The sequence below is a fragment of the Caulobacter sp. Root487D2Y genome (genome assembly GCF_001427165.1).
Lineage (GTDB): Bacteria > Pseudomonadota > Alphaproteobacteria > Caulobacterales > Caulobacteraceae > Caulobacter.
In genome coordinates this window covers 690,424-707,808 of sequence record NZ_LMFD01000010.1, presented here as the reverse complement: position 1 = coordinate 707,808, position 17,385 = coordinate 690,424, and the positions used below count along the sequence as shown (strand labels likewise).

Below are 17,385 nucleotides of genomic sequence, written 5' to 3'. Positions count from 1 at the left end.
CCGTCCGTTCCGCGCCGCGAACCCGGACATGACGGCGGAAGCACGCAGTGACAGATCCGGATTCCGATCCTGGCCGCGACCGGGGCCGGACGCTGTTCGGAGCAAGGCTGTTGCGCGGGCTACCGGTTTCCTCGACCGAGGAAGCACGAATTGCCCGCGGCCCTTGGTTTAGTTTGAACTGAGGGAGACAGTGGATTCATGCGACTCAACGACGAGGATCGCGCCGTCCTGCGACACCTGGCCGACCAAGGCCCGCTGATCATCGATCGGGCGGTGGCCTGGTGCGCCATCAACTCCGGAAGCCGGCATCTGGGCGGTCTGGAGCGCCAGCGGCAAGTTTTGCTCGACGCCTTCGGAAACCTGCCGGCCGCGCCCACCGACATCCCGCTGGGCGCCTCGCCCGAGGTCGGGGCGGACGGCCGGATCGGCGAGCAGGCCCATCCGGCGGCCATCGCCGTGGTCGTGCGGCCCGAGGCTCCGGTCCAGGTCGTCCTGACCGGCCACTACGACACCGTCTATCCCGAGACCACTAGCTTCCGGAGCGTCACCACTCGGCCCGACGGCGCCCTGCACGGACCGGGGATCGCCGACATGAAGGGCGGCATCTCGGTGATGTTGGCGGCGCTGGAGGCCTTCGAGCGCCATCCGTTGGCCGCGCGGGTCGGCTATCGCGTGCTGCTGTCGCCGGACGAGGAGATCGGCTCGGTGGCCTCGGCCCCGATTCTGGCGCAGTTCGCGCACCTGGGCCATGTGGGCCTGACCTACGAGCCGGCCCTGGCCGACGGGGCCCTGGCCAGCGCCCGCAAGGGCTCGGGCAATTTCCATATCGTGGTTCACGGCAAGGCCGCCCACGCCGGTCGCGACTTCGCCGCCGGCCGCAACGCGGTGATGGAGGCCGCGCGGATCGCCCAGGCCCTGCACGCCTTGAACGGAGCGCGCGAGGGCGTGACTTGCAACATCGCCAAGATCGACGGCGGTTCGCCCCTGAACATGGTCCCGGACGTGGCCGTGGTCCGTTTCAACGTCCGCTTCCCCACGGCCGACGACGCGGCCTGGTTCGAGGACGAGGTCGCCAAGATCGTAGCGTCGCCCAGAGAGGGCCTGCACGCCCATCTGCATGGTCGCATCACCCGCGGCGCCAAGCCGTTCAACGCCGCTCAACGGCGGCTGTTCGGGGCGGTGAAGGAGGCCGGCGCTCTGCTGGGTCAGGACATCGCCTGGAAGCCGTCCGGCGGGGTCTGCGAGGGCAACAACCTGTTCGCCTCGGGCCTGCCCAATGTCGACACCCTGGGGGTGCGCGGCGGCGACATCCACAGCGAGGCCGAGCACGCTTGGCCCGACAGCTTCGTCGAGCGCGCCCAGCTGTCGGCCCTGATCCTGATGAAGCTGGCCAGCGGCGAGATCGACGGACCCGCCCTGCGCGCCGCCATGACCGACCTCGCGGAGACCCACTGAGCATGCTTGTCGTCCGTCCCGCGACGCCCGCCGATTTCGACAGCCTGATGGAGCTGGCCGTCCTGTCGGGCCGCGGCTTCACCAGCCTGCCGGAGGACGAGCAGACCCTGCGCGCCCGCCTGGACCTGTCGCAGGCCAGCTTCAACTCCGAGGTCGCTTCGCCCGCCGCCTGGTACACCCTGATGCTCGAGGACCTGGAGGCCGGCGACGTGGTCGGCGTGGCCGGGGTCAAGGCGGGGGTGGGTTTGAAGCGGCCGCATTTCTCGTTCCGCGTCGTGACCTTGGCCCAGTCTTCTCCCACCCTGGACAAGCGGTTCGACCACCGGGCCCTGGTGCTGGTCAACGAATGCGCCGGCTGGTCGGAGGTTGGCTCGCTGTTTCTCAAACCGGAACGGCGCAAGGGCGGGGCCGGACGCCTGCTGGCCCAGTCGCGCTACATGCTGATCGGGCTGGAGCCGCAGCGCTTCGCCGAGATGGTGCTGGCCGAGCTGCGCGGCTGGTTCGACGAGGACGGCGGCTGTCCGTTCTGGGACCACGTGGCCAGCAAGTTCTTCCGGCTGGAATTCGACGAGGCCGACATGATGAGCGCCTCGACCGACGGCCAGTTCATCCTCGACTTGGCACCGCGCCATCCGATCTATGCCGAGCTTCTGCCCCAGGCGGCCTCGGAGACCATCGGCCGGGTGCACCGCGAGGGCGAGGCGGCGCGGGCGATGCTGGAGACCGAAGGCTTCCGCTTCTCGGGCCTGGTCGACATCTTCGACGCCGGCCCGACGGTGGCGGCGCGGCGCGACGACATCAAGACGGTGCGCGAGGGCCGCCGGCTGCGGGCGCGGCTGGGCGAGGACGCCTATGGCGAGGAGGCGCTGATCTGCTCCGGCGCGGTGGCGCGTTTCCGGGCGGTGCGCGCCCCGGTGCTGATCGACGGCGAGAGCGCGATCATCGGTCGGGACGCCGCGGCGGCCCTGGGCGTCAAGGACGGTGAAATGGTGCGGGTGAAGGCATGAGCGGCGTGTTCATCGACGGCGTCTGGCGGGTGGGCGCGGGTTCCGAGGCGACCTCGGTCGATCCGACCACCGGCGAGGTGATCTGGCGCCAGGCGACCGCCGGGGCGGCCGACGTGGCGGCGGCGGTCGAGGCCGCGCGCAAGGCCTTCCCCGCCTGGGCCGACCTGCCGCGCGAAGAGCGGATCGCGATCCTGCGCCGCTACAAGGACGTGCTGGTGGCCCGCACGGCGACCTTCGCCGAGGCCCTGAGCCGCGAGACCGGCAAGGCGCTGTGGGAGACCAAGGCCGAGCTGGGCTCGATGGCCGGCAAGGTCGAGGCCTCGATCAAGGCCTATGACGAGCGCACCGGCGAACACGCCAGCGACATGGCCTTTGGCCGCGCGGTGCTGCGCCATCGGCCGCATGGCGTGATGGCGGTGCTGGGGCCGTTCAACTTCCCGGGCCACCTTCCCAACGGCCACATCGTGCCGGCCCTGCTGGCCGGCGACACGGTGGTGTTCAAGCCGTCGGAAGAAACGCCCCTGGCCGGACAGTTGCTGGTCGAGGCCCTGGAGGCGGCCGGCGTGCCGCCGGGCGTGGTCAATCTGGTGCAGGGCGGCCGCGAGGTCGGCCAGGCGCTGATCGACCAGGAAATCGACGGCCTGCTGTTTACCGGCTCGGCCGCGGCCGGGGCCTTCTTCCGCCGCCGCTTCGCCGACCGGCCGGACGTGATCCTGGCCCTGGAGTTGGGCGGCAACAACCCCCTGGTGGTCTGGGACGCGGGCGACGCCGAGGCCGTGGCGGCCCTGGTGGTGCAGTCGGCCTTCATCACCACCGGCCAGCGCTGCTCATGCGCCCGGCGGCTGATCGTCTCGGACGACGCGGCGGGGCGGGCGGTGATCGACGCCGTGGCGGCGCTTTCGGAGCGTCTCGTGATCGGCGCGTGGAACGGCCGCGAGGAGCCGTTCATGGGGCCGCTGATCTCCGACCGCGCCGCCGCCATGGCCCTGTCCGGGGCCAAGGCCATGCCCGGCCGGGCCGTGCGCGCCATGACGGCCGTCGACGGGTTGAGCGGGGCCTTCGTCTCGCCGGGCCTGGTGGACGTGACGGGCGAAACGGTCGCTGACGAGGAGGTGTTCGCGCCGTTGCTGCAGGTGCGCCGGGTCGGCGCGTTCGACGAGGCGATCGCCGCCGCCAACGCCACGCGGTACGGGCTGTCGGCGGGCCTTATCTCCAATGAAACAGGGCGTTGGGATCATTTCCTGAAGCGCATCCGGGCCGGCGTCGTCAACTGGAACCGTCCGACCACCGGCGCGGCCGGGACCATGCCGTTCGGCGGGCTGGGCAGCTCGGGCAACCACCGGCCCAGCGCCTATTACGCCGCCGACTACTGCGCCTATCCGGTGGCCAGTTTCGAGGCGCAGGACGTGGCCAATACCGTGAGCGATATCAAAGGTCTGCGAGAATGAACTCGCGCGCGGTCGAGGCCAATTGCGACGGGCTGGTCGGGCCGACGCACTCGTATGTCGGCCTGTCGCCGGGCAACATCGCCAGCCAGACCAACGCCGGCGAGGTCTCCAATCCTCGCGCCGCGGTGCTGGAGGGGCTGACCAAGATGCGCAAGCTGGCCGACTGGGGCGTGCCGCAGTTCGTGCTGCCGCCGCACGAACGGCCGGACCTGGCGCTGCTGCGGGCGATCGGCTTCTCCGGTTCCGACGCCCAGGTGCTGGAAAAGGCCTGGAAGACCGCGCCGGCCCTGGCGGCCGCCGCCTGTTCGGCTTCGCCGATGTGGGCCGCCAACGCCGCCACCGTCACGCCCAGCGCCGACGCCGCCGACGGCCGCGTGCACTTCACGCCGGCCAATCTGCTGACCAACCTGCACCGCAGCCTGGAGGGTCCGCAAACGGCCCGCGGCCTGCGCCGGTTGTTCCCGGACGAGGCCCGGTTCGCCGTGCACGATCCGCTGTCGGCCCAGTCCCACTTCGCCGACGAGGGCGCGGCCAACCATGTGCGGCTGTGCGCCGACCATGGCGAGCCCGGGGTCAATCTGTTCGTCTGGGGCCGCGAGGCCTGGGAGCGCTGGGACGGCCAATATCCGGCCCGCCAGACGCGCGAGGCCTTCGAGGCGATCGAGCGCCGCCACGGCGCGGCGCGCGGCGTCTTCGCCCGCCAGGCCAAGGCGGCGATCAACGCCGGGGCGTTTCATAACGACGTGGTCTGCGTCGGCACGCGCGACTGCCTGCTGTTCCACGAGCGCGCCTTCGAGGATCGCGCGGCCATGGAAGACGACATCCGCCGCGCCGCCGAGGGTCTGTTCGAGCCGGTCTTCATCGAGATCAGCGAGACCGACCTGCCGATGGACGACCTGGTGAAGAGCTATCTGTTCAATTCCCAGCTTCTGGTCCTGCCGGGCGAGGACCGCCTGGTGCTGCTGGCGCCGGGCGAGACGCGCGACAACCCGCGGGCCCACGCGGCCGCGCAGGGCCTGGTCAGTTCAAACGGGCCGATTGGGCGGGTCGAATATGTCGATGTGCGCCAGAGCATGCGCAACGGCGGCGGCCCGGCCTGTCTGCGGCTGCGGGTGGTGCTGACCGATGCCGAGCTGGCGGCGGCCAATCGTGGCCAGCGGTTCGACGCGGCCTTGCACGAACGGCTGAACACCTGGGCCCAGCGCCACTATCGCGACCGGCTGGCGCCCGCCGACCTGACCGATCCGGCCCTGATCGTCGAGAGCCGCGCCGCGCTGGACGAACTGACCGCGATCCTCGACCTTGGCGGCGACTTCTATCCGTTCCAGCGAGCCGCCTGACCATGAGCGCCTTCACCGTCCGGCCCGCCGTTTCCGAGGACGCGGCCGGCATACTGGCCCTGCATCGCAAGGTCGCCGCCAAGCCCGGCGGCTTGGCGCGCCGGCCTGACGAGGTGACGGCCGACTATGTCGCCCACGCCATGGCGGTCGCCGGCGACGGCGGCGTCAACCTGGTCGCCGTGGACGCCGACGGGACGGTGTGCGGCGAGCTTCACGTCGAGCGGATGAAGGTGGCGATCTTCGCCCATGTGCTGACCGACCTGACCGTGGCGGTCGATCCGGACTGGCAGGGCAGGGGCGTCGGCTCGGCCCTGTTCCGCGCCCTGATCGATATCGCCGGGACGATGACGCCGCCCGTCGGCCGGATCGAGCTGTGGACCGGCGCGGCCAATCTCGGCGCGCAGAGGCTCTACCAGCGGCTGGGCTTCAAGATCGAGGGGCGGATGACCGGGCGGGGACGCTACCCCGACGGGAGCGTCGACGACGACATCGTCATGGGCCTCTTGCTGGATTAGCCGCGCAACGCCGTCAGGGCCTGGGGAAAGCGTCGCGACAGCGGGGCCTCGACCGCGCCGAGCTCGACGGCGTAGTCGCCCGAGCCTTCGGGGCGCAGGCCCGTCACCCGGCTTGGATTGACCAGCCAGGAGCGATGGGTGCGCAGGAAGCCGTGCGCGGCCATCTGGATTTCCAGGGCGCTGAGCGAGGAGCGCATCAGCGGCCGCCGGCCGTCGGCCAGCAGGAACTCGGCGTAGTTGCCGGCCGAACGCACCGCCAGGATCTCGGAGACGGACACCCGGACCAGACGGGCGCCGTCGCGGATGTCGAAGCTGGGCGAGGTCGACACCGTCTGGGCCTGCTCGGCGGCCTCACGGGCGCTGCGCCGCAGCGACAGATAGTAGATGATCGAGGCCAGGCCATAGGCCATCAGATCCTTGCGGAACTCGTAGGGGAATTCCGTGGACAACGGTCCGAACCGATAGGGCCCGTCCATCACGGCCAGATAGGCCAGCTTCCGCAGCGCGACGAAGCCGGCGACATGCAGCACGGAATAGAGGACGACCGCCGCCAGGTGGACGGGAAGCGCCCGCCACCAGCGCGGCGCCGTGCGGGTGGTCCATATCGCCACGGCCGCGGGGATCATGAAGATCACCATGGTCACCAGCGCGCTGCTGCCTTCCCAGATGGCGGGAGCCAAGGTCCCGAGGCGCGGCGCGTCGTGGCGGATGGTCAGCACATTGACCGTGGCGATGCACCCGATCAGGCAGACGCCCAGCAGCCAGGCGCGCCCGACGCCTTGGCGTTCCTCCCCGTTCATCCCGAAAAGCGCGCCGTTCGGCCCCGTCGGTTTTCCGTTCGTCCCTGCCGACGGCCGCCGGTCCCCGGGCGCTTGGCCCCGGGCGGCGGTCTGGGTCACGACGTTCGCATCGTTTTTCAAGCCGGACGCCCCGTCATGCCTTCGACCGCCATGCCTTCGACCGCCTCGATCCCTGACCGCCGATACGACCTCGACTGGATTCGGGTCGGCGCGTTCTTCCTGCTGATTCTGTACCACGTCGGCATGTTCTACGTGCCCTGGGAGTGGCACGTGAAGTCACCGCATCCAGTCGAGGTGCTGGAACCGCTCATGATGCTGACCAATCCGTGGCGCCTGACCCTGCTGTTCCTGGTCTCGGGCGCGGCGACCCGGTTCATGGCCGACAAGACCACGGTCGGGAAACTGACCGGCGCCCGGGCGGCGCGGCTGCTGCCGCCGTTGCTGTTCGCGGTGTTCGTGATCGTGCCGCCGCAGTCCTACTACCAGGTGGTCGAGTACATCGCCGGCCATCCGGGGACATCGCTGACGGTCGACAATTTCTGGCTCCGCTACGTCACCGCCTCGGGGCATTGGTGCAGCCCGGCCGGCTGCCTGATCACGCCGACCTACAACCACATGTGGTTCGTGGCCTACCTGTTCATCTACACCCTGGTCCTGGCCGCCCTGCTGTTGGCCTGGCGTCGCGTGGGCGAGCATCTGCAGGCCGGCGCCGAGCGCGCGTTGAAGGGCGTCGGGCTTGTTGTCTGGCCGGTCCTGTTCCTGGGCCTGCTGCGCGGCACGCTGTACGTTCGTTATGGCGAAACCCATGCCCTGGTCGGCGACTACTATGTGCATGCCGTGTCGTTCTCGGCCTTCCTGCTGGGCTTCGGCCTGGCCAAGTCGGAGGTGCTGCGCGAGCGGCTGATCGCGGCGCGTTGGCCGGCCCTGGTCGTGGCGATCGGCGCCTATGCCGGTTGGGCGGCCTTCGCCTGGATCTATCGCGGCGACACGCCGATCCCGCCGACCGGCCTGAAGCTGGTCATGCGCTTCGTCCATGCCGCCGACACCTGGTGCGCCATCGTCGCCATCCTCGGCTTCGGCGCCAAACACCTGAACCGCGGCGGGCCGGCGCTGCGCTACCTGACCCTGGGCGTGTTCCCGTTCTACCTGATCCACCAGACCCTGATCGTGGTCGCGGCCCACCATCTGGCCAAGCTGGGCCTGCCCCAGCCGCTGGAAGCCGCGATCCTGATCGTCCTGACCTTCGCCGGCTGCTTCGCGACCTACGAGATCGTCCGACGCATTCCCGGGGTGCGGGTCCTGTTCGGCCTGAAAGGTCAGCCGCCCGCCGAGGCCAGCCGCCCGCCGGCCTTCGCATAGGCCTGGCTGCCGACGGTGATCACCCGGTCGGCGCTGGTGATCTCGGCGATGCCGAGGTCGCTGGCGCCGGCCAGGCGGTCATACAGCGGCCCGAAGTCGCGCAGGGTCACTTCCTGCAGCGTCTGGATCGACGGAATGACGAAATAGACCTGCTGGAAGTCGTCGATCCGGTAGGGCGTGCGCATCACCCGCTCCAGGTCGAAGCCGATGCGGTTGGGCGAAGGATCGTCCAGGGCGAAGATCGACTCGGTGCGTGAGGAGACGATGCCCGCGCCGTAGATCCGCAAGCCGGCCTTGGTCTCCATCAGGCCGAACTCGACCGTGTACCAGTACAACCGGGCCAGGTTCGCCAGGCGTCCGAGGCCCAGCGCCCGCTGGCCGCCCTGGCCATAGGCCTGCATGTAGTCGGCGAACGTCGGGTCGGTCAGCATCGGCACGTGGCCGAACACGTCGTGGAAGATGTCGGGTTCCTGCAGGTAGTCCAGCTCATGCGGCTTGCGGATGAACTGGCCGGCCGGGAAACGACGATTGGCCAGGTGGTCGAAGAACACGTCGTCGGGCACCAGACCCGGCACGGCGACCACGCTCCAGCCGGTCAGACGCTGAAGCTCCTCGTTGATCCGCTTGAAGTCGGGAATGCCAGAGCGATGCAGGTCCAGGGCGTCGAGCCCGCGCAGGAACTCGTCGCAGGCCCGACCCGGCAGCAGGGCGGTCTGGCGTTCGTAGAGCGTGATCCAGACGTCGTGCTCGGCTTGGGAATAGTTTTCCCAGCCCTGATCAATCGTCCAATCGGCGGCGGCGCCCGGAGGCGGGCCGCGGCTAAAGCCATCTGCGCTCATGAGAGGACGGTACGCCCCGTTCGCGGCAAATTTCGTTCGGAATTTGCGCGATACCGGGGTTTGTCCGGATGGACCTTGCGTCTAGTGCGAGATCCGAGGGCGAAGCTTGTAGGCGCCGTGATCGAAGCTCTCGAAGATCACCGCCGTCTGCGGGTGGCCCACCGGCTCGCCGGTTTCATCGGCCAGCAGGTTCTGCTCGGACACGTAGGCGACATAGCTGTTGTCGTCGTTCTCGGCCAGCAGGTGGTAGAACGGCTGGTCCTTGGTCGGTCGGATGTCCTCGGGAATGGAGTTCCACCATTCCTCGGTGTTGGCGAACACCGGGTCGACGTCGAACACCACGCCCCGGAAGGGGAAGATCCGGTGCCTGACCACTTGGCCGATCGCGAATTTGGCGAGTCTCGAATTCATGCCCGGCATTCTACATCGAGTCTTCTGACTGGAATCTGAACGTAGAGTTCCGTGGCCGGATGACAAGGCGAGGCCTTCCGGCGGGGGAATCTGGCCGCTATGCTCGCTCCCGAAGTGAGGCGGTTCGGTGCGAATCGTCTGCGAGACAAGGTGGAACGACCATGTCGGAGGCGCCGCGAGCGCCCGGCGCGCCTCAGCCTTCGGGCTCTGGCCGGCGCCGGCCGCCGGGCGAGCAGTCGTGCTACGCGGCGCTCGACCTGGGTACGAACAACTGCCGCCTGCTGGTGGCGACGCCTTCGCCGCGCGGCTTTCGCGTCGTCGAGGCCTATTCCCGGATCGTCCGGCTGGGCGAGGGTCTCTCCCAGACGGGACAGCTTTCGGACGAGGCCATGGACCGCTCGATGGCGGCTCTGAAGGTCTGCGCCGAGAAGATCCGCCGCCGCAAGGTGGTGCGGGTCAAGGCCGTGGCCACCCAGGCCTGCCGGGGCGCGACCAATGGTCCCGATTTCGTGCGTCGGGTGGCCGAAGAGACCGGCCTGCGGCTGCAGATCATCACGCCCAAGGAAGAGGCCCAGCTGTCGGTGGCCGGCTGCATGAGCCTGTTCGACCGCGACGCCGAGGCGGCCCTGGTGGTCGATGTCGGCGGCGGTTCGACCGAGCTGTCCTGGGTGGACCTGCAGGGCGGGGGTCTGGACAGCAAGCCGCGCCAGTTCGCGACCTGGAAGCTGCCGATCAAGGCCTGGCTGTCGATCCCGATCGGCGTGGTCACCCTGGCCGAGCGCTTTCCCGAGGGCGAGCGGGTGGAGGAGGGGTGGTTTCGGGCCATGGTCGACGCGGTCAAGGCGCGGATCGAGGAATTCCCGCACGCGGAACCGATGCGCCGGCTGTTCGAGAACGACCGGGCCCACATGGTCGGCACGTCCGGCGCGATCACCAGCCTTGCCGGGCTTCACCTGGGGCTCCCGCGCTATGACCGCAACATCGTCGACGGCCTTTGGATGCGGCGCCACGAGTGCGAGGCGGCCGCCGATCGCCTGCTGACCCTGACTGCGAAAGAGCGGGCCTTGGAGCCCTGCATCGGGGCCGACCGAGCCGACCTGGTGCTGGCCGGGGCGGCGATCCTGCAGGCCGTTCAGGAGCTTTGGCCGTGTTCTCGCGTGCGTGTGGCCGATCGGGGGCTTAGAGAAGGTCTCCTGATGTCCCTGATGTCCGATCAGCAGAAGAAGCCGCGCCGGCGTCGGCGAGGCGGCTCTGGTCGGTCGTCCCGCCCTTCGACGGTGAACGCATGAACGACGAACCTCCCCGCAAGCGCATGGTCAAGCCGCCGGCCGGCGGCAATGACAGTGGTCGCACCAAGCCGGCGCGCCTGAAGACCGCCTTCGGCCGCACGCCCTCGCAGCAGCACTGGCTGGAGCGGCAGATCAACGACCCGTTCTCGGCCAAGGCCCGCGCCTTGGGCTATCGCAGCCGCGCGGCGTTCAAGATCAGCGAGATCGACGACAAGTATCGCTTTTTCAAGAAGGGCGCGAAGGTCATCGACCTGGGCTGCGCGCCGGGCGGCTGGCTGCAGATGGCCACCGAGCGCGGCGTGACCGACATCGTCGGCGTCGACCTGTTGCCGGTCGATCCGGTGGCGCCGGCCCATATCCTGGAGATGGACTTCACCGACCCGGCCTGTCCGCCCAAGATGCTGGAACTGTTGGGCGGCGCGCCCGATCTGGTGATGTCGGACATGGCTCCCAACACCGTCGGCCATCGCGAGACCGACCACCTGCGCATCGTCGGCCTGATCGAGATCGGCGCGGACTTCGCCATCGAGGTGCTCAAGCCCGGCGGGGCCTTCGTCGCCAAGGCCTTCCAGGGCGGCGAGACCGCCGATGTGATCGCCCGCCTGAAGAAGCACTTCAACAAGGTCGTCCACTTCAAGCCTAAGGCCAGCCGCAGCGACAGCTCTGAGGTCTTCCTGGTGGCGACGGGGTTCAAGGGCCGGTAGGCCGCGCGCTTCGCGCTCAGCCGCCGGAATTGTAACCGGCTCAGCTTGACTTCGATCGTGCTGCACCAGCGAACTGGCGGCGGGGGCGCGTTTCGGAGCGCGCATATGCAGACCTTGCGATCGGTCCAGTCCCTGCGGGCCGTGGCGGCCCTGATGGTGGTGCTGTTTCACGCCCTGTCGCGCCAGAACGTGCCGTTCGGGATCGGCGCGGCCGGCGTCGACATCTTCTTCGTGATCTCCGGCTTCATCATGTGGACGATCTCCGATCGCGAAAGCGCGCCCGGCGTGTTCCTGCGGCGGCGCCTGATCCGGATCGCGCCGCTCTACTGGCTGGTCACGCTGTTCATGGCGGCTTGCGCGATCGTGCTGCCGGGCAAGGTCTTTTCGACGCTGACGGTCGACGCGGCTTCCGTCGTCCATTCCGTGCTGTTCCTCCCGCACCGCGACCCCCAGGGTCAGATCTTTCCGGTGCTGACGCCGGGCTGGACCCTGAATTACGAGATGGCCTTCTACGTCCTGTTCGCCGCCTGCCTGTGGCTGCGGCGGTCGTGGCGGCTGCCCGCGATGGCGGCGGTGATGATCGCCCTGGTCGCGGCCGGACTGGCGTTCAAGCCCAGTCACCCCCTGGGCGTGACCTACACCGATCCCCTGATCCTGGAGTTCCTGGCCGGCGCGATCCTCGCCGAGGCTCGCCGGCGCGGCGCGATCGCGCCGACGCCGGTCGCGGCCGGTCTGTTGATCCTGGGCTCCGCGGCGCTGGTCGCCGAACATCTGTCCGCCGTCCAGGTCTCGCCTCTGGTCCGACCGTTGATCTGGGGCGCCCCGGCCCTGGCGATCGTCGCGGGGGCGGTGATGCTGGAGGCGAGGGGGCGAGCCGTGGAGGTCCCGTTGCTGAAGCCGCTGGGCGACGCGTCCTATTCGATCTATCTGCTGCATGGCCTGGTGGTGTCGTTGCTGTTCAAGCTGGCGGGCGGCCTCGGCGCGGGCGCGTTCTGCGCCGCGGCGGTCTTCGCTTCCTGCGCCGTCGGCTACGCCAGCTACCGCCTGTTCGAGAGGCCGTTCAGCGGATGGCTGCGCCGCGTGACGGAGCGTCCGGACAGGTCGCGGGCCAAAACGGCTCGGATACCGGCGGTCGACCGCAACACCGCCTGACCTGGGGCTGGCGAACTGCTTTTGCCGCTTCCCATTTGAGCCTCCCACCGCTATACCCGCGCCGCAAAATGGAGACTCCAATGGAGATTCGCGAAGGGCTCACCTTCGACGACGTTTTGCTCGAACCCGGTCCGTCAGACGTCATGCCCACCCAGGTGACGACCGAGACCAAGTTCACGCGTGAAATCAGTCTGAACATCCCGCTCGTGTCCGCCGCCATGGACACGGTCACCGAAAGCCGCCTCGCCATCGCCATGGCCCAGGCCGGCGGCATGGGCATCCTGCACCGCAACATGACGGTGGACGAACAGGCCGACCATGTGCGCGAGGTGAAGCGTTACGAAAGCGGCATGGTCATCAATCCGCTGACCATCAATCCCGACACCACCCTGGCCGAAATCCGCGAGATCAAGGCCCGCCGCAAGATCTCGGGCTTCCCGGTGGTCGAAGCCAAGAGCGGCAAGCTGGTCGGCATCCTGACCAACCGCGACATGCGCTTCGAGGGCGACGACAAGGTCCCGGCCTCGGCGTTGATGACCCGCGACAACCTGATCACGGTTTCGGAAGGCATCGATCACCGCGAGGCGCGCGAGCTGCTGCGCAAGCACAAGATCGAGCGCCTGATCGTCGTCGACGACGCCTACCGCGCCGTCGGCCTGATCACGGTCAAGGACATCGAGAAGGCCCAGGCTCACCCCCTGGCCGCCAAGGACGACAAGGGCCGGCTGCTGGTCGGCGCGGCCTCGACCGTCGGCGACGCCGGCTTCGAGCGTTCGATGGGCCTGGTGGAGGCCGGCGTCGACGTCGTCGTCATCGACACCGCCCACGGCCACTCCAGCCAGGTCGCCCAGGCGGTCTCGCGTCTCAAGCGCGAAGCCAACCGCGTCCAGATCGTGGCCGGCAACATCGCCACCTACGACGCCGCCCGCGCCCTGATCGACGCCGGCGCCGACGCGGTGAAGGTCGGCATCGGCCCGGGCAGCATCTGCACCACCCGCATCGTCGCCGGCGTGGGCGTGCCGCAGCTGACCGCGATCGCCGAGGCCGTTCGCGCGGCCCGCGAGAGCGGCACGCCGGTCATCGCCGACGGCGGCATCAAGTATTCGGGCGACCTGGCCAAGGCCATCGCGGCCGGGGCCTCGACCGCCATGATGGGCTCGATGTTCGCCGGCACCGAAGAGGCGCCCGGCGAGGTGTTCCTGTACCAGGGGCGCTCGTACAAGAGCTATCGCGGCATGGGCTCGGTGGGCGCCATGGCTCGCGGCTCCGCAGACCGCTACTTCCAGAAGGACATCACCGACAGCTTCAAGCTGGTGCCGGAAGGCATTGAAGGGCAAACGCCGTTCAAGGGCCCGATCGCCCCGGTGCTGCACCAGCTGGTCGGCGGCCTGCGGGCGGCCATGGGCTATGTCGGCGCGCCCGACATCGCCGAGTTCCAGAAGCGGGCCCGCTTCGTGCGGATCACCGGCGCCGGCCTGCGTGAAAGCCACGTCCACGACGTGATGATCACACGGGAAGCGCCGAACTATCCGAGCGCGGTCTAGGCCGTGCGGATGGCCCTCGAACTTCAGATGCTGGGCTGCGCCGTCTTGATCGGCCTGGTCCATCTGCTCTGGGCGGCCGCGGCCGCCCAGCCGCAGCGCGGTCTGAAGTGGAACATCGGGCCTCGCGACACGCCGATCGTATTGACGGGAATGGCGGGGCGCCTCGAACGCGCCTTCGCCAATTTCCGCGAGACCTTCCCGTTCTTCGCCGCCGCCGTCCTGGTCGCCTATCTGGGCGGTCGGCTCGGCATGCTCTCGGCTCATGGCGCGGTGCTCTATGTCGGGGCGCGGGCGGTATACATTTTCCTCTACGCCTTCGGCGTGCCGGTCGCCCGGTCGCTGGTGTGGCTCGCTTCCCTGATCGGCATCTGCCTGATCCTGGCGGCCTTGGTGATCTGAAAGCAAAAATGCGCGACGGCGGCAGACTAGCAGCGGCGATCGAGGTCCTCACCGAGATCGAGACGCGTCATTTCCCCGTACGGATGGCGCTGAAGCGCTGGGGCGAGAGCGCCCGGTACGCGGGTTCAAAAGATCGCGCCTTCGTCTCGGGTCTGGCGCTGGACGCCCTGCGCCGCAAGCGCTCGCTGGGCTGGATGATGGGCGACGACAGCCCGCGCGGCGTGGTGCTGGGCGTGCTGGCCCAGGACTGGAAGTGGCCGATCGACCGCATCGCCGAGGCGGCCGGCGAGGAGCATGGCCCAGGCGGCCTGACCGACGCCGAGCGCGAACGCATCGCCTCGCCCAGGTCCCTGGCCGACGCTCCGACGCCCGTGGCCGGCGACTATGCCGACTGGCTGGAGCCGCATCTGGCCCGCGCCCTGGGCGCTGATCATCGGGCCGAGATGGCCGCCCTGGCCGAGCGCGCGCCCGTCGACCTGCGCATCAACCTGCTGAAGACCGACGTCGAGCGCGGCGCCAAGGCCGTGGCCCTGATCGGGGCCGAGCCGGCCGGCGTGCTGGACACCGCCTTCCGCATTCCCGCGCCCGGCGCAGCCGACCGTGCGCCGTCGGTCGAGGCCGTGCCGGCCTTTTCCAAGGGCTGGTTCGAGGTCCAGGACCTGGGCTCGCAGATCGCCGCCGCCACGGCGGGGCTGATCAAGGGCAAGCAGGTCCTCGACTTCTGCGCCGGGGGCGGGGGCAAGACCCTGGCGCTGGCCGCCGCCATGGGCAACAGCGGCCAGATCTACGCCCACGACAGCGACGCCCGCCGTCTGGCCGACACCATCCGCCGGAGCCAACGCGCCGGGGTCCGCAACCTGCAGATCCGCTCGCCGATCGAGGGCGAACCGCTGAAGGGGCTGGAGGGCAAGCTGGACCTGGTGTTCGTCGACGCCCCATGCACCGGCTCGGGCACCTGGCGCCGCCACCCGGACGCCAAGTGGCGGCTGTCGCCCGACCAACTGGCCAAGCGCCAGATCGAGCAGGACGCGGTCCTGGCCGACGCCGCCGACTTCGTGAAGCCGGGCGGCCGCCTGATCTATGTCACCTGTTCGCTGCTGGCCGAGGAGAACGAGGACCGCGTGGCGGCCTTCGTCGAGCGTCATCCGGGGTTCTCGGTCAAGCCGATCACCCTGGCCGGCGTCGAGCAGCACCTGACGCCCGAAGGCTATTTGCGTCTGACCCCCCATAGCGCCGGCACCGACGGCTTCTTCGCCGCCGTGATCGAGCGCGGGTCCTACGCGCCCTAGGAGCCCGCCTGACCGGTTCACGGTCGGGACAAGAGGGCTCGCCCAAAAGAGATTGCTCCCGACAGGGAGGCCGAACCGAAACGACACGCTGGAGAGCCTTTGCCGATGACGACCGAAACCCATCACCAGCGTGTTCTGATCGTCGATTTCGGCAGCCAGGTGACCCAACTGATCGCGCGCCGGGTGCGCGAGGCCGGCGTCTATTGCGAGATCCATCCGTTCGACAAGGCCGAGGCCATGGTCGACGACTACGCCCCCAGCGCCATCATCCTGTCGGGCGGTCCGGCCAGCGTGCTGGAGGCCGACAGCCCGCGGATCGGGACCAAGCTGTTCGACCTGGGCGTGCCGATGCTGTGCGTCTGCTACGGCGAGCAGTTGCTGTGCGACGTGCTGGGCGGCAGGGTGGAGGGCGGCCACGCCGGCGAGTTCGGCCGCGCCGAACTGACCATCGGCAAGAACAGCCCGCTGTTCCAGGGGCTGGCCGACATCGGCGGGCTGGAAACCGTCTGGATGAGCCACGGCGACCGCGTCACCGCGATCCCCGAAGGTTTCGAGGTGATCGCCACCTCGACCGGCGCCCCGTTCGCCGCCATCGCCGACGACACGCGCAAGATCTACGGCGTGCAGTTCCACCCCGAGGTCGTGCACACGGTCAACGGTTCGAAGATCTACCGCAATTTCCTGTTCAACATCGCCGGCCTGAAGGGCGACTGGACCATGGCGGCGTTCCGCCAGGAGATGGTCCAGAAGATCCGCGACCAGGTCGGGACCGGCAAGGTGATCTGCGGCCTGTCGGGCGGCGTCGACAGCTCGGTGGCCGCCGTGTTGATCCACGAGGCGATCGGCGCCCAGCTGACCTGCGTGTTCGTCGACACCGGCCTGCTGCGCAAGAACGAGGCCGACCAGGTCGTCACCCTGTTCCGCGATCACTACAACATCCCGCTGATCCACGTGGACGCCGGCGACATGTTCCTGGGCGAGCTGGCCGGGGTCAGCGATCCGGAGACCAAGCGCAAGACCATCGGCCGCCTGTTCATCGAGGTCTTCGACAAGGAAGCCGCCAAGATCGAGGGCGCGGCGTTCCTGGCCCAGGGCACGCTCTATCCGGACGTGGTCGAAAGCGTCTCGGCCCGCGGCGGCCCGTCGGCGGTGATCAAGAGCCACCACAATGTCGGCGGCCTGCCGGACTTCATGAAGCTGAAGCTGGTCGAGCCCCTGCGCGAACTGTTCAAGGACGAGGTCCGCGCCCTGGGCGTCGAGCTGGGCCTGGCCCCGGCCTTCGTCGGCCGCCATCCGTTCCCCGGCCCGGGCCTGGCCATCCGCATCCCGGGCGACATCACGCCCGAGAAGGTCAAGGTGCTGCAGGACGCCGACGCCATCTATCTGGAAGAGATCCGCAACGCCGGGCTCTACGACAAGATCTGGCAGGCCTTCGCCGTGCTGCTTCCCGTCAAGACAGTCGGGGTGATGGGTGACGCCCGCACGTACGAGAACGTCCTGGCCCTGCGCGCGGTCACCTCGACCGACGGCATGACCGCCGACTTCTTCGAATTCCCCTGGGACGTGCTGGGCAAGACCGCCACCCGGATCATCAACGAGGTCCGCGGCGTCAACCGCGTGGTCTACGACGTGACCTCCAAGCCGCCCGGCACGATCGAGTGGGAATGATTCAGCGCCCTTTCGGACCTTCGCGATGCGATATAAGTCATTGAGATAAAATGTGTTCCGGCTTCCTGATGATCGGCGACCCTCGGGGAGGGCCGGTTCAGGCTTCATTGCCCGCGACACCGCCATGTCCCGGTCCCAACCACGCCGATCGCACGGTCGTGGCGAT

16 protein-coding genes are annotated in these 17,385 nt (G+C 69.0%); 13 read left to right on the top strand and 3 right to left on the bottom strand.

What is annotated here, in order from left to right; all coding sequences use genetic code 11:
* Positions 1 to 198: 198 nt before the first annotated feature.
* The 5 genes from ASD38_RS13120 to ASD38_RS13100 are packed head-to-tail and all read left to right on the top strand — an operon-like array spanning position 199 to position 5,765.
* A complete protein-coding gene (locus ASD38_RS13120; RefSeq protein ID WP_056460502.1) occupies positions 199 to 1,455 on the top strand; it encodes a hydrolase in 1,257 nt (418 codons plus the stop codon).
* 2 nt (positions 1,456 to 1,457) lie between these two features.
* A complete protein-coding gene (locus ASD38_RS13115) occupies positions 1,458 to 2,462 on the top strand; it encodes an arginine N-succinyltransferase (protein ID WP_056460501.1) in 1,005 nt (334 codons plus the stop codon).
* On the top strand, positions 2,459 to 3,910 hold the full coding sequence (gene astD, locus ASD38_RS13110; RefSeq protein ID WP_056460499.1) for a succinylglutamate-semialdehyde dehydrogenase: 1,452 nt from the start codon (positions 2,459 to 2,461) through the stop codon (positions 3,908 to 3,910). Before ASD38_RS13115 ends, astD begins: the two co-directional genes overlap by 4 nt.
* Complete coding sequence (gene astB, locus ASD38_RS13105) at positions 3,907 to 5,250, top strand: N-succinylarginine dihydrolase (protein WP_056460497.1); 1,344 nt, start codon at positions 3,907 to 3,909, stop codon at positions 5,248 to 5,250. The genes astD and astB overlap by 4 nt, the downstream gene beginning before the upstream one ends.
* 2 nt (positions 5,251 to 5,252) lie before the next feature.
* Positions 5,253 to 5,765: a GNAT family N-acetyltransferase gene (locus ASD38_RS13100; RefSeq protein ID WP_056460494.1), complete on the top strand. Its 513-nt coding sequence runs from the start codon at positions 5,253 to 5,255 to the stop codon at positions 5,763 to 5,765.
* On the opposite strand, the gene ASD38_RS13095 is transcribed toward ASD38_RS13100, so the two are convergent.
* Positions 5,762 to 6,565, bottom strand: coding sequence for a LytTR family DNA-binding domain-containing protein (locus tag ASD38_RS13095; RefSeq protein WP_056460493.1), 804 nt, complete (start codon positions 6,563 to 6,565; stop codon positions 5,762 to 5,764). The genes ASD38_RS13100 and ASD38_RS13095 overlap by 4 nt on opposite strands.
* 135 nt (positions 6,566 to 6,700) lie before the next feature.
* On the opposite strand from ASD38_RS13095, the gene ASD38_RS13090 reads away from it, so the two are divergent.
* Entirely contained in the window at positions 6,701 to 7,924 is a 1,224-nt protein-coding gene (locus ASD38_RS13090; protein WP_235523834.1) for an acyltransferase family protein, read from the top strand.
* Here ASD38_RS13090 and phhA read toward each other — a convergent pair.
* The gene (phhA, locus tag ASD38_RS13085; protein ID WP_056460491.1) at positions 7,882 to 8,763 is read right to left on the bottom strand and encodes a phenylalanine 4-monooxygenase; all 882 of its coding nucleotides are present in this window, start codon (positions 8,761 to 8,763) and stop codon (positions 7,882 to 7,884) included. The genes ASD38_RS13090 and phhA overlap by 43 nt on opposite strands.
* Before the next feature lie 81 nt (positions 8,764 to 8,844).
* Positions 8,845 to 9,174, bottom strand: a complete 330-nt coding sequence (gene hspQ, locus ASD38_RS13080; protein WP_056436813.1) for a heat shock protein HspQ — start codon at positions 9,172 to 9,174, stop codon at positions 8,845 to 8,847.
* A 161-nt stretch (positions 9,175 to 9,335) separates the two neighbouring features.
* Between hspQ and ASD38_RS13075 the strand changes: the two genes are divergently transcribed.
* From ASD38_RS13075 to guaA, 7 genes are all read left to right on the top strand, one after another.
* A complete protein-coding gene (locus ASD38_RS13075) occupies positions 9,336 to 10,463 on the top strand; it encodes a Ppx/GppA phosphatase family protein (protein WP_056460489.1) in 1,128 nt (375 codons plus the stop codon).
* Positions 10,460 to 11,167, top strand: coding sequence for an RlmE family RNA methyltransferase (locus ASD38_RS13070; RefSeq protein WP_056460487.1), 708 nt, complete (start codon positions 10,460 to 10,462; stop codon positions 11,165 to 11,167). The genes ASD38_RS13075 and ASD38_RS13070 overlap by 4 nt, the downstream gene beginning before the upstream one ends.
* A 105-nt stretch (positions 11,168 to 11,272) precedes the next feature.
* The gene (locus tag ASD38_RS13065; RefSeq protein WP_056460485.1) at positions 11,273 to 12,319 is read left to right on the top strand and encodes an acyltransferase family protein; all 1,047 of its coding nucleotides are present in this window, start codon (positions 11,273 to 11,275) and stop codon (positions 12,317 to 12,319) included.
* A gap of 80 nt (positions 12,320 to 12,399) precedes the next feature.
* Positions 12,400 to 13,863 (top strand): IMP dehydrogenase, encoded by a 1,464-nt coding sequence (guaB, locus tag ASD38_RS13060; RefSeq protein WP_056436548.1) that lies wholly within the window; start codon positions 12,400 to 12,402, stop codon positions 13,861 to 13,863.
* A 3-nt stretch (positions 13,864 to 13,866) separates the two neighbouring features.
* Positions 13,867 to 14,262 (top strand): MAPEG family protein, encoded by a 396-nt coding sequence (locus tag ASD38_RS13055; RefSeq protein WP_056436551.1) that lies wholly within the window; start codon positions 13,867 to 13,869, stop codon positions 14,260 to 14,262.
* 8 nt (positions 14,263 to 14,270) lie between these two features.
* The gene (locus ASD38_RS13050; protein ID WP_056436554.1) at positions 14,271 to 15,551 is read left to right on the top strand and encodes an RsmB/NOP family class I SAM-dependent RNA methyltransferase; all 1,281 of its coding nucleotides are present in this window, start codon (positions 14,271 to 14,273) and stop codon (positions 15,549 to 15,551) included.
* A 105-nt stretch (positions 15,552 to 15,656) separates the two neighbouring features.
* A complete protein-coding gene (gene guaA / locus ASD38_RS13045; protein WP_056436555.1) occupies positions 15,657 to 17,219 on the top strand; it encodes a glutamine-hydrolyzing GMP synthase in 1,563 nt (520 codons plus the stop codon).
* The last annotated feature ends 166 nt before the right edge of the window (positions 17,220 to 17,385 follow it).